General features: G+C 36.8%; 16 protein-coding genes and 1 pseudogene. 14 read left to right on the forward strand and 3 right to left on the reverse strand.

Features of this window, described 5'->3' with window-relative positions; all coding sequences use genetic code 11:
• From EC501_RS07515 to EC501_RS07560, 10 genes are all read left to right on the forward strand, one after another.
• Entirely contained in the window at positions 1-225 is a 225-nt protein-coding gene (locus EC501_RS07515; RefSeq protein ID WP_122971685.1) for a helix-turn-helix domain-containing protein, read from the forward strand.
• A 37-nt stretch (positions 226-262) separates the two neighbouring features.
• A complete protein-coding gene (locus EC501_RS07520; protein WP_122971700.1) occupies positions 263-1,060 on the forward strand; it encodes a DUF817 domain-containing protein in 798 nt (265 codons plus the stop codon).
• Positions 1,061-1,187: 127 nt separating this feature from the next.
• The gene (locus EC501_RS07525; RefSeq protein ID WP_122971686.1) at positions 1,188-1,508 is read left to right on the forward strand and encodes a hypothetical protein; all 321 of its coding nucleotides are present in this window, start codon (positions 1,188-1,190) and stop codon (positions 1,506-1,508) included.
• A gap of 75 nt (positions 1,509-1,583) precedes the next feature.
• Positions 1,584-2,129, forward strand: coding sequence for a DUF1697 domain-containing protein (locus tag EC501_RS07530; RefSeq protein ID WP_122971687.1), 546 nt, complete (start codon positions 1,584-1,586; stop codon positions 2,127-2,129).
• 164 nt (positions 2,130-2,293) lie between these two features.
• Positions 2,294-3,346, forward strand: coding sequence for an iron-siderophore ABC transporter substrate-binding protein (locus EC501_RS07535; RefSeq protein WP_122971688.1), 1,053 nt, complete (start codon positions 2,294-2,296; stop codon positions 3,344-3,346).
• Positions 3,327-4,379, forward strand: a complete 1,053-nt coding sequence (locus EC501_RS07540; RefSeq protein ID WP_241559298.1) for a FecCD family ABC transporter permease — start codon at positions 3,327-3,329, stop codon at positions 4,377-4,379. The genes EC501_RS07535 and EC501_RS07540 overlap by 20 nt, the downstream gene beginning before the upstream one ends.
• On the forward strand, positions 4,376-5,413 hold the full coding sequence (locus EC501_RS07545) for a FecCD family ABC transporter permease (protein WP_122971689.1): 1,038 nt from the start codon (positions 4,376-4,378) through the stop codon (positions 5,411-5,413). The genes EC501_RS07540 and EC501_RS07545 overlap by 4 nt, the downstream gene beginning before the upstream one ends.
• Positions 5,413-6,225 (forward strand): ABC transporter ATP-binding protein, encoded by an 813-nt coding sequence (locus EC501_RS07550; RefSeq protein ID WP_122971690.1) that lies wholly within the window; start codon positions 5,413-5,415, stop codon positions 6,223-6,225. The genes EC501_RS07545 and EC501_RS07550 overlap by 1 nt, the downstream gene beginning before the upstream one ends.
• Positions 6,226-6,379: 154 nt before the next feature.
• Positions 6,380-6,676 (forward strand): DUF3784 domain-containing protein, encoded by a 297-nt coding sequence (locus EC501_RS07555; RefSeq protein WP_122971691.1) that lies wholly within the window; start codon positions 6,380-6,382, stop codon positions 6,674-6,676.
• A gap of 133 nt (positions 6,677-6,809) precedes the next feature.
• A complete protein-coding gene (locus EC501_RS07560; RefSeq protein ID WP_241559299.1) occupies positions 6,810-7,331 on the forward strand; it encodes a dienelactone hydrolase family protein in 522 nt (173 codons plus the stop codon).
• Positions 7,332-7,431: 100 nt separating this feature from the next.
• On the opposite strand, the gene EC501_RS07565 is transcribed toward EC501_RS07560, so the two are convergent.
• Positions 7,432-7,899, reverse strand: coding sequence for a hypothetical protein (locus EC501_RS07565; RefSeq protein ID WP_122971693.1), 468 nt, complete (start codon positions 7,897-7,899; stop codon positions 7,432-7,434).
• A 46-nt stretch (positions 7,900-7,945) separates the two neighbouring features.
• Positions 7,946-8,968, reverse strand: a complete 1,023-nt coding sequence (locus EC501_RS07570) for a DUF3231 family protein (RefSeq protein WP_122971694.1) — start codon at positions 8,966-8,968, stop codon at positions 7,946-7,948.
• A 218-nt stretch (positions 8,969-9,186) separates the two neighbouring features.
• Between EC501_RS07570 and EC501_RS07575 the strand changes: the two are divergent.
• Positions 9,187-9,704 (forward strand): annotated as a pseudogene (locus EC501_RS07575) (GrpB family protein).
• 182 nt (positions 9,705-9,886) lie between these two features.
• Here EC501_RS07575 and EC501_RS07580 read toward each other — a convergent pair.
• Positions 9,887-10,513: a YczE/YyaS/YitT family protein gene (locus EC501_RS07580; protein ID WP_122971695.1), complete on the reverse strand. Its 627-nt coding sequence runs from the start codon at positions 10,511-10,513 to the stop codon at positions 9,887-9,889.
• 111 nt (positions 10,514-10,624) lie between these two features.
• Between EC501_RS07580 and EC501_RS07585 the strand changes: the two genes are divergently transcribed.
• Genes EC501_RS07585 through EC501_RS07595 form a run of 3 tightly spaced genes read left to right on the forward strand, consistent with a single transcriptional unit; the run spans position 10,625 to position 12,244 of the window.
• Entirely contained in the window at positions 10,625-11,077 is a 453-nt protein-coding gene (locus EC501_RS07585) for a MarR family winged helix-turn-helix transcriptional regulator (RefSeq protein WP_122971696.1), read from the forward strand.
• A 20-nt stretch (positions 11,078-11,097) separates the two neighbouring features.
• A complete protein-coding gene (gene paiA / locus EC501_RS07590) occupies positions 11,098-11,619 on the forward strand; it encodes a spermidine/spermine N(1)-acetyltransferase (RefSeq protein WP_122971702.1) in 522 nt (173 codons plus the stop codon).
• Between the two features lie 13 nt (positions 11,620-11,632).
• Entirely contained in the window at positions 11,633-12,244 is a 612-nt protein-coding gene (locus EC501_RS07595) for an FMN-binding negative transcriptional regulator (protein ID WP_122971697.1), read from the forward strand.
• The last annotated feature ends 179 nt before the right edge of the window (positions 12,245-12,423 follow it).

Here is a 12,423-nt window from a genome sequence, read left to right on the forward strand (position 1 = left end):
ATGGCAATTATTATTAATATTGACGTCATGTTGGCGAAAAGGAAAATGAGCGTAACGGAGCTTTCTGAAAAGGTTGGAATCACAATGGCGAACTTGTCGATTTTGAAAAATGGTAAAGCAAAAGCAATCCGATTATCAACTTTAGAAGCGATTTGTAAAGCGTTGGATTGTCAGCCTGGAGACATTTTAGAATATCGAAATGATGAAGGAAACGACAATGACTAAAGTTGGAATCGTTAAGTTGGAAAGGGAAAGTAAGGTCATAAGAGCTTTCATACAGCTTACCCACTTCGGTTGGGAGCAGGCTCTATCTTGTTTATTTCCGGTCGTCATTTTTTCCGCTTTAGCTATAACCCAATTCATTCCATTGCCTTTTTTACCACGGTATGACTGGTTACTTATCATTTGCTTGTTGATGCAATGGTGGATGTTACGTTCCGGACTTGAAACGAAGGATGAATTAAAGGTGATTACATTATTCCACTTGATTGGTCTTGCCCTTGAAATTTTTAAAGTCCATATGGGCTCCTGGTCTTATCCAGAAGAAGGCTATTTTAAAATTTTTGGAGTTCCATTATACAGTGGATTTATGTATGCAAGTGTTGCGAGTTACTTATGTCAGGCATGGCGAAGAATCAAGGTCGAATTAGTGAAATGGCCACCTTTCTATATCGTAGTTCCATTGGCAGCGGCCATTTATTTAAACTTTTTTACCCACCACTATTGGATTGATATACGTTGGTGGTTATCAGCACTTGTTCTCATCGTCTTTTGGCGCTCCTGGGTTTTCTATGAAGTAAATGGAACGCGTTACCGTATGCCCATTGCACTCTCCTTTGTCCTCATCGGGTTTTTTATATGGATAGCAGAAAACATCGCCACGTTTTTCGGTGCTTGGCAATATCCGAATCAAACAAATGCGTGGAGCCTTGTGCACCTAGGGAAGGTCAGTTCATGGCTTTTACTAGTCATTGTTAGTTTCCTAATTGTAGCAACGTTAAAACGGACAAAGGGGAAGAATGCAACGAAAGTAAATGATGTTCATTTAAATCAAAACTAACAATAAAAAGTCGAATTTCTCTTATAACGAGGGTTCGACTTTTTGTTTTGCAGGAGGCTCCTTTCGTTTAGACATACTTATTTTGGTAATACTGAACTTATAAAATTAATGAAAGAGGTGTAAAGCGATGCCACGAAAATCTGCTCAAAATAACGAAGAATCCGAAAACGAATTGGTACCATTCCCAAACACAGAACAAAAGCAAGGAGAAGTAGAGGACCTTACCCGGATGTTAGCAGCTGTATTGGAATATTTGTCCGATGACAGTAACGAAGAAATCGATGTTGGCTACCTGTTCGATAGTACGGAAGGTTTACGAGAATGGTGGACACAATATCAGGAAAACAACCGAAAAAAAATTGAAGATGAAATTACCGCATCTTTAGGTGAATTAACTTTGGAAGATTTAAATAAAATTCGTGATCAAGTAAAAGGAAAAAAAGGGTAGGCGTTTTTTAATAAACTGTTCGCTTTCCCTTTAGAGTAAGGAATATAATGGATATATATGTAAAGGGGGATGATTATGGTTTATATTGCGCTTCTTCGAGGCATTAACGTTGGTGGAAATAATAAGATTGATATGAAGTTACTTAAACAAACCTTTGAACGAGTCGGAATGAACGATGTAGTCACCTACATCAATACGGGGAATATTATTTTTTCAAGCGAAAGCTTATCAAAAGATGAACTATCAATGATCTTGGAAGAAGCGATACATAATGATTTCGGATTACAAATTAAAGTCATGGTACGAAGTGTCGATGATGTAAGAGAAATCATGAACGCGATTCCGGACACATGGAAAAATGACAAAGAAATGTCCAGTGATGTAATGTTTTTATGGGATGAAGTGGATAATGAATCGGTCCTTGAAAACATCGTCATGAAACCGAATATTGACACAGTAAAATATACTCCAGGGGCCATTCTATGGTCGGTGGATAAGAAAAATATTACGAAAAGCGGAAAGTCAAAAATCATTGGAACGAAGCTATACAAACAAATGACAGTGAGAAATGTGAACACCGCTCGTAAAATTTACGAACTGATGCAAGCTCAAAATAGTTAGTAAAAGAAAAGAAAGTCTATGAAACGATAAAGTTCAGAGACTTTCTTTTTTTCTGAATTCTAAATTTTAATCCATTGACAGTAAGTAAATTTTGGGGTACATTTTTGATAATGATAATCGTTTTCAATTAAACATAATGATAATTTAGAAGGGTAGGAATACATATGAAAAACAAAAAGTCATTTTTATTCATGTTAACGTTTGCGATTGTGGCCATTTTTGCATTAGTAGGCTGCTCGAGTGATTCTTCAAAAAAGGAAACAGAAGAAAAGGATTCAACAGCTTCGACTGAAACAGATTCCCAATATCCAATGACGATTAAACATGCGTTAGGGGAGGCTGTTATTAAAAGTAAACCAGAACGAGTTGTGACAATCCAATGGGGAAATCAAGATGTGGCTTTAGCTCTTGGTGTAGTACCAGTCGGTTTTTCAGCGGCAAACTTTGGTGTTCAAGATGATAGCGGTTTATTACCATGGACAAAAGAAAAGTTAGATGAACTAGGGGCAACAGACCCGAACGTTTTCCAAGATACAGATGGTTTAGATTTTGAAGCAATTTCCGATGCAGATCCGGACGTTATTCTTGCTGCATATTCTGGTATTACAGCTGAAGATTATGAAACATTAACGCAAATTGCTCCCGTAGTCGCTTATCCAGATGCACCATGGGCAACAACTTGGCGTGAACAAGTGGAACTTAATGCACAAGGTATGGGCATGAAAGAAGAAGGCGAGCAATTAATTAAAGATATCGAAAGTTTAATTGATGAAAAATTATCTGCGTACCCTCAAATCGAAGGGAAAAAAGTTGTGTGGGTGAACTTCTCAGCAGATGATTTATCCCAATTACATATTTATACGCCAATTGATTCCCGTGTGTCCTTCTTAAAGGAGTTAGGTCTGACGTATCCAGAAAGTGTAACGGAACTGATTACGGATCCTTCAAGCTACTCATTAAATTTAAGTGCTGAAAACGTTGAAGCCTTATTTGATGCAGACATTATCGTTGGTTATGGCGATGATGCCCTTTACGAAACAATTAAAGCGGATCCTTTACTTGGAAAAATTCCAGCTGTTGAAAGAGGTTCTGTCGCGTTTATTACAAGTGATACGCCTCTAGTTGCAGCGGGTACGCCAAACCCACTTTCAATCGAGTATACAATTGATGAATATTTAGAATTAATTGGTGGGGCAATTGATAAAATTGAAGAATAATCATTACGACTCTAACAAAAAGAAACTAGATTTACATGTACCGAAACATTTTTCCCTCATTTTAACGGTTGGATTTATTTTATTAATCGTCACGATCATTGCTTCTTTAGTATTAGGGGCTCGGGTAGTGAGTTTCCAAGAATTAATGGATGGGTTATTTTATCAAAATCAAGATTCTTACGGTGCCAACGTAGTGCAAAAGCGAATGTCACGGACAGTTTTTAGTTTGTGTTGTGGTGTTGCGTTAGGGATTGCGGGCGTACTAATGCAAACAGTGACCCGTAATCCATTAGCTGACCCGAGTATTTTAGGAGTCAATACAGGTGCAGCGTTGTTTGTAGTAGGTGGTATTTCATTTTTTAATATTACGACAGCAAGCCAATATATTTGGTTAGCTTTAATCGGAGCTGCCGTCACAGCAGTTTTCGTATTTGGAATAGGCTCTATGGGGCGTGGTGGTGCAACGCCAATTAAATTAGTGTTAGCTGGAGCTGCAACTACTGCAGCTCTTTCTTCGCTTGTCACAGCCATTATGATTCCAAGTCAATATGCAATGGATCAATTTCGCTATTGGCAAGTAGGAAGCGTTGGCTCGGGATCGTGGGATTCCATCACGATTTTCATTCCCTTTTTACTAATTGGGGTATTGATCGCCTTTGTATCCGCACCGGCATTAAATGCCTTAGCATTAGGTGACGATGTGGCATCTGGCCTCGGTGTACGACCTGGTGTGGTGCGGGTATTTGCAATTTGCGCGGGGGTTATTTTATGTGGCGTAACAACTGCTTTAGCCGGTCCTATCGGTTTTATCGGTCTTTTAGCTACCCATGCGATGCGTTTAGTAATTGGACCAGATTTACGCTTCTTAATTCCGATGTCAGCCTTAGCTGGGGCAATTATTTTAACGATTTCTGATGTGTTTGGTCGATTGCTTGGAAGTCCTGGAGAACTAGAAGTTGGTATTGTGACAGCCTTTATTGGCGCACCTATCCTCATCTTACTAGCAAAAAGATCGAAGGTGAGGTCATTATGAGAAATCAGACGGTTGAAACGAATTTTATCGTAAAAGGAATGCGTCAACGAAGAAGACGTTGGATTTTTGTTACGAGTTTATTAAGTATATTAGCAGTCATCCTTTGTGGTGGGATGCTTTTATTAGGAAACACGATTTATCCAGTAGATGTCGTTATTCGTACATTAATGGGGGAAGATATTGCAGGGGCTAATTTTGCCATCAATACAATTCGTCTTCCCCGAATGATTACGGGCTTATTTGCAGGATTTGCCTTTGGGGTAGCAGGTTACATTTTTCAAACGATGTTACGTAACCCATTAGCGAATCCAAATATTTTAGGTATTACATCCGGTTCCAGTGTGGCCGCTGTATTTTGTATAATCGTCCTCCATACAAGTAATACCGTTGTATCGATTGCGGCAGTCGTTGGGGGATTAATTACAGTCATTGTGATGTATCTTTTATCCCGTGGTCGTTCCTTTTCAATTGGTCGTTTAATCATTATTGGGATTGGGATGCAAGCGATGTTAGATGCGGTCATTTCGTACTTGATTCTGAAAAGTGCCCAACAAGATATTACGGTAGCTTTAAGGTGGTTAAGTGGGAGTCTAAATGGTTCCAAAATGAGTGAAGTACTTCCGTTAATTTTAATTGTCGTTATTTTCACACCTATACTACTTGCCCTTGGTAAACAGTTAAACATGCTAGAATTAGGGGAGCAAATGGCAACTTCTCTTGGCATCGCTACCGATAAATTGCGTATTACTTTAATCGTAAGTGCCGTATTTATCATTGCGATTGCGACAGCAACAACGGGACCAATTGCCTTTGTTTCCTTTTTAGCAGGACCAATTGCGAATCGACTAGTTGGTGCTAGTGTGTCAAATATTCTCCCAGCAGGTCTAGTCGGAGCGAATCTCGTATTATTTGCAGATTTAATAGGACAGTTTGCATTTGAATATCGATTCCCAGTAGGGGTGATTACCGGATTACTCGGAGCACCTTATTTAATTTATCTGCTAATTCGAATGAACCGAAAAGGAGAATTATAATGAGCAACACACATGTTTTTCGAGCAGAACGTCTTGTTTCTGGCTATGATCATAAGACGATCATTCATGGAATTGATCTCGACATTCCACAAAATAAAATCAGTGTCATTATCGGTGCAAATGGTAGTGGGAAATCAACCCTTTTAAAAACGATGGCCAAACTGATTAAACCGACAGAAGGTGATGTCACGCTAGATGGGAAAGTGATTAACAAATATCCGCCGAAGCAATTGGCCCGTATGTTAGGCCTTCTCCCGCAATCACCAGTCGTTCCGGATGGGATTACGGTGGCCGATTTAGTCGGTCGGGGAAGATTTCCGCACCAATCATTATTTAGTGGATGGTCGAAACAAGATTATGAAGCGGTAGAAGAAGCGATGGAATTTATGAATATTATTGAATTTGCGAATCGCGATATCGACGAACTTTCAGGTGGTCAAAGACAACGGGTTTGGATTGCGATGGCCCTTGCCCAACAAACCGATATTTTACTGCTAGATGAACCGACTACCTTTTTAGATATTACGTATCAAGTTGAAATTTTAGATTTACTTACAAATTTAAACCGTAAATATGGTACGACGATTGTTATGGTATTGCACGATATTAACTTATCAGCCCGGTATGCAGACTATATTTTTGCGGTAAAAGAAGGAAAGCTGATTGCAGAGGGAAAACCGACAGAAGTGCTAACGAGTGATTTAGTCGAATCGGTTTTCGACTTAAACTGTGTTGTCATTCCAGATCCCGTTTCTGATACGCCATTAGTCATTCCAAAAGGGCGTTATCATGTAAAAGATGGGGATATTTAAAACATTCAACAAATCACCTCTATATGAAAAATAGAGGTGATTTTCTCTTTAAGGGTTTAAATTAATTATGGAGAGGGTATAGGAAAAATTGGCGCTAAGGTTAATGAAACCTTTCATATAAAGAGAACGTAAATATGATAGAGGGGGTCGCAAAATGTATTTAGAACTGAATGTTACTTCTATAACGGTTGCTATTCTTTTTATATTTGTTGCTTATTATGTTGGGGTTAAAAAGCAAACTTGGATTTTAAAAGGCTTTAATCAAGAAAGAATTAGGGACAAGGATCGACTAGCAGAAATTGCAGGATTTTTCTTTTTAAATAGTGGGTTTTTCCTACTTTTAAATGGTGTTATTCACATCCCTTATCAAGATTCGTTTACCCCTTCCATCATTCTTGCTTATGGTGCGTGTACGATAATTTATGTTCATAAAACATTAGTCGATAAATGAGGTGGGCGATTGCTAAACAATAGCGGTCGCTTTTTTAATATGGATGGGATTAGGAGGTTTTATTTGATTAACATACAAACGAACTCCGATAAAAATGATCGTAGTTCATGAAATTTATGGGATTAATCAGCATATGAAAGATGTTTGCGCTACTTTGTCCCAATGGGGCTTTAATGTAATTTGTCCAAACTTATTAGAAAAAGAAACACCATTTGACTATTCATCGGAGGAAGATGCGTATCAACATTTTATGAAGCATATCGGGTTATTAAATGGGGCAAATACAATCAAAAGTGTATTGCGAGAAGTGAAAGATCGATATAAAGAGATTTTTATCGTTGGTTTTAGTGTTGGGGCTACCGTTGCTTGGGTATGTAGTGAAGAAGAGGGGATCAATGGTGTGGTTTGTTACTACGGTTCGCGAATTAGAAATCATTTAGAGATTGAACCAATATGTCCAACAATGCTGTTCTTTCCAGAAACTGAAAAGTCTTTTGACGTCGACGAGTTAATCGCATCCATCGAAAAAACAAATCCAAACATACATAAATTAAAAGGGAAACACGGATTTACTGATCCATACAATTCCAATTATCATATCCAGTCTACACAAGAAACTTTTCATATGACGATGAACTTTTTATTACAGCACTAGTTACATAAACGAAATGTTCTTTTGAAAAAGTGGGAATACAAAGTAAAATCCCTTCTTTCAACATAAAAGTAGGGATTTCTTTGAAAAAGCTTGTCATTTTTTATTGCTTAATTTTCATATTCCCCAATGGGATTTTGATAAGGATACCAATACCTGCACCTAAAATTAAACATAATATCGGCAAAAAAACAGGACCGATTAGCACGCCAAACAGCTTAAAATTCGAGGAATAAATTACGCCTATAGTTCCTATATAAGCACTAATGACAAAGGGTAAAAAGGAATAGGGTGACGATTTTCCTTCAGCCCAACGATAAGCATCCCAAATCGAATACATATAAACACAAGGGTAAAACATAAGCCATTGATAATTTGTTTCCTCAATGGCTAATGGAATATCTCCATAAAAGCTATAAATAATTACTGTATTTAAATTTGATTGAACGTTGATGATAAATTCTAATATAATCAAAAATAATCCTTTGATAAGTTGACCATTTAAAAGTTGGCCGAGACCAGGTAAAGCAATACTCCAAAGGATTTTCTCGATTTGTCCTGATTTTGACATTTTATTCACTTCTTATATTTTGTTTTAAAATAGGTAATTTCCACTATCAATCGGTCATCTCTTTATTCTTCGCTAATCTGTCCTTATCTGCCGTTCCTGGCGGTTGCTCCAGCCATCCGTGTTCAATTACGATGTCGGCCCCATCTTTTGTATATTGAGCAATTTCAAGGGAGAATCGATTATAATTTAGAATGAGATCACTTCTTTGACTAGCAGCAGCAGCTGTTGCGTAATTTCCTATACCAGCTGCACTTATTAAGGACATATGAAACATCGTTAGCTTGTCCGAAAATGGCGGTATAGTTGAATCCGTTATCACAACATCTGATGGGGAAGGTGCTTGTACATCATTTTCAAGCAACGTTTTAGTAAAGATTTGAATATGTTTTTTTGATATATCTCTTCCTTTTAACATCCATTTTTGTATTTTCTGTTCTGGTGAAGCTTGGGCAAAACTAAGGGCAAGTTTACTTCCTAAAAGATTCGTTTGTATGTTCATAAATAAATGGGATATTTCCACTACATTTAAAGGTCGTTTATGACTTAAAGGATTGAGTCCACTTAAATATTTTTTACTGTCGATAAAATCTTTTGTAGTTGGATAAGGAATATAAGGTGCTCTTACAAATATTCCTTTTGAGAGTAGCACTTTTGAACTTTGTTCAAACAATTGTACTGCTCCTTCTAAACTATCAATGAAATAACTTCTTACATCATCCCTAGCACTCATTGAAATAAATCCACTATATTGAAGCATTGCAATTTTAGCCATATGATTTAAATAAGTTATCATAAAGGTATCGGTATACATACGAGGAGCGTTCATATTTACATCATCAGTAGTAAACCCTGTTGGTGTTGGCATTTCTTCCTCTTGAAATAGGCTTGTTAACTTTTCGATATGAGCAGCTGAACTATCATAAGCGAACTGAACAATCGTCCTAATCTCCTCATCTTCTACATCTTTTAAGAAATATGCTAATACACACTTAGACATGCTATCATACATAAAGTTAGTCCATATCGATCCAATCTCACTAGATGTAAGCAATATTTGATGTTTCGCCATAGCTGACCTCCAAAGAACATATTGATATATTTATTCTTTGCCAATACTAGCGTTTTCAAACGAAAGGAGCAAACATAAATTGTACGAAGCCTATTCCTTGAATGAGTGGAATGTCAAAAAGGTTACTACCCATCATTCTCCTAATACTATTTGAACAAGAGGGTTTCGCGTGTCGTCCATTAAAATTACTTATAAAATAAAAGGAAGGTGGAAGGTCGTTGCGAAAGGTCGAAGTAAGTTCCTATAGTGAAAAGTGGTCTTTCGATTTCGCGGAAGAGGCTGCAAAACTGAAGCTTATTTTTGGAAATGAAATAGTAGATATCCATCATATTGGTAGTACATCTGTTCCAGGTCTAAAAGCGAAACCAATAATCGACATCATGCCCGTCGTTCAGGACATTGCATCATTGACCAATACAATCAAGCGATGCAAAACATTGGATATAAACCTAAAGGGGAGAATGGTATCCCTGGACGGAGATACTTTCAAAAAGGTGGAGACAATCGCTCCCACCATGTTCATATTTATCAAGTTGGAAGTAAAGAAATCCATCGACATTTAGCTTTTCGTGATTACTTAAAAAGTTATCCGGATATAATGGAGCGCTATAGTGAGTTAAAGGAACGTTTAGCTCAACAATTTCCGTATGATATTGACTCCTATATAAAAGGAAAAGAATTGCTTGCAAAAGAAATAGAAGAAAAAGCGTTGGAATGGATTGGGATAATTGGATGAGTGGAAGGGCTGAAGGTCGTTAAATTGATCATCAGCTCTTTTTTGTGTTAACGAGTGATGGTAGCTGTATTAAAATTATTGAAACCTTTGAAGGCAATTGTTTGAAGTGGAAATGTGACAAAAATGATGTTCAAGGAAACGAAGGATATATTCGGGATAATGTAATACAAGTAAAAACCATTCTATATCGAATGGTCTTTTTCATTTGCATCGTGACAAACTAAACGATCTATCACTTTTTTCGTATAAGGCATAAAGAAATGCAGTATGAGCCCGCCAAAACAAACGGTTAAAATTGTTCCGACGCCAATTGGTCCTTTAAAAATGATGGCCAGTATTAAAAAGACGAAGTAAATAACTGTCCTCGAAAAGAATAGGGTCTTTTTCGTTAATTCTTGAATGATTAAAGTAAGTCGGTCAATTGGAATCGGTGCAAAATTTGTATGTAAATAAATTGCGGTTCCTAATCCAATCGTAACCAAGCCAATGCTAAAGCAAAGAACTTTGCTCAACATAAGTTCAGGTGTTACCAAATCATGCAATAAAAAAAGCCATAGATCGATACCAATACCGGTTATAAAGGCAGTTACCAATCCTAAAACTTCAGGTCTTTCTTTTTTTAATAACGCATTACAACAGATTAATAAAAAGGCGATAATAATTTCCCAACTTCCCACTGTTAGTCCTACATTATTTGATAGTCCTACTAAAAGGGCATCAAAAGGGGAAGTGCCAAGGTCCGATTGTAAAGTGAAAGAAATACCAAAGGTTAAAATTAAAATTCCGAATACGTACAAAACAATTTTCACTTTACTCGACCTCTTTATCATCATTTTTGTTGCAAATACAACAAATTTACTCTACATTAAATATAGATGATTTTTTATTGTATTTGCAACAATAAAGTAGGAGTGGTAACGATGAAAGACATTCTTCGTGAAATTGGTATGATCGCAAGGGCATTGGATTCAATAAGCAACATCGAATTTAAAGAATATGACCTGACAAAAGGACAATATTTGTATTTAGTGCGAATCTATGAAAACCCTGGAATCATTCAAGAAAAATTAGCTGAAATGATAAAGGTAGATCGAACAACGACCGCTCGTGCAATAAAAAAGCTGGAGTTACATGGCTTTATTGAAAAGAAAGATGATGAACAGAACAAAAAAATAAAAAAACTTTACCCGACAGAAAAGGGTAAGAAAGTTTATCCTTTTATTAAACGAGAAAATGATTATTCCAACAGTGTGGCATTACAGGGATTTTCCGAAAAAGAAGCAGAAATACTGTTTGATTACCTTTATCGAGTAAGAAAAAATGTGGAAACCGATTGGGAATTTGTTAAAAAGGGGAACAAGAGAAGTTATTGATGGAGGAGGGGGCTATGCAAATGACTGTGAACATAAAATTATGTACGCTAGAAGACTTACAAACGTTGCAAGAAGTAAGTATCGAAACGTTCTACGATACATTTAAAGACCAGAATTCGCCGGAAAACATGAATACTTACTTAGAAAAGGCATTTAACTTAAAACAGTTAGAAAAGGAATTATCCAATAAAGGTTCCCAATATTATTTTGTTTATTTTCAAAATGAAGTCGCCGGCTATTTGAAGGTGAATATTGGTGATGCCCAATCGGAAGAAATGGGTGATGACTCCCTTGAAATTGAACGAATCTATATAAAGAAATCATTTCAAAAACATGGCCTTGGTAAATATTTATTAAATAAAGCGATGGACATTGCGATGGAATATAATAAAAAGAAAATTTGGTTAGGTGTATGGGAAAAAAATGAAAACGCCATCGCTTTTTATAACAAAATGGGGTTTGTTCAAACGGGTGCCCACTCGTTTTATATGGGGGATGAGGAACAAATCGACTATATTATGACGAAAACGCTCGCTAATTAAAGGGGGGATTCGAATGTATATTCCTAAACATTTTAAATTGGAAGATGAAGAGGTCATTTATGATTTGATCGAACAATATGGATTTGCCACTTTAGTTTCCCAACATAAAGGAGAACCTTATGCAACCCATCTACCACTAATGTTAAATAAAGGTGAAAAGGCTTTATATGGCCATTTTGCCCGGCCAAATTTACAGTGGAAGGATGCTGGAGACCAGCAAGTGCTTGCGATATTCCAAGGTCCCCATTGCTATATTTCACCTTCTTGGTACGAAACAACAAAGGCAGTGCCAACTTGGAATTATGTATCAATCCATGTATATGGAAAGCTTGAGATTATAGAAGATAAAGAAGTCATTTTTAACTCGTTAAATGATTTAGTAAAGAAATATGAAGCGCCCGATAGTCCATACAATTTAGAAAGTGTAGAGCCAAGTTTTATCGAAGGAATGACTAAAGGGATTGTAGCGTTTAAAATACATATTACGAAAATTGATGGGAAAGGGAAATTAAGTCAAAATCATCCTGTTGAACGGCAAGGGCTCGTTATAAAAAATCTAGAAAATACCATCCAACACGACAATATACAAGTAGCTTCTCTTATGAAGAAAAATCTACAAAAATAAAAGAAGTTTTCTATATAATAAGGTTAATCGATAACGGCTTCCAGAGAGTGGGAGCCGATTTTTTTATTAATTCTTTTAAAACCACGTGCTCTGCACGTGTGAAAATATACTTTTAGAGTGGTAATGGAGATGGAATTAAAAACTCCTCTCGATATAATGAAAATGGCCGTCAAACCAAA

Origin of the sequence: Lysinibacillus halotolerans, assembly GCF_003711845.1 — a bacterium.
Classification (GTDB): Bacteria; Bacillota; Bacilli; order Bacillales_A; family Planococcaceae; genus Ureibacillus; species Ureibacillus halotolerans.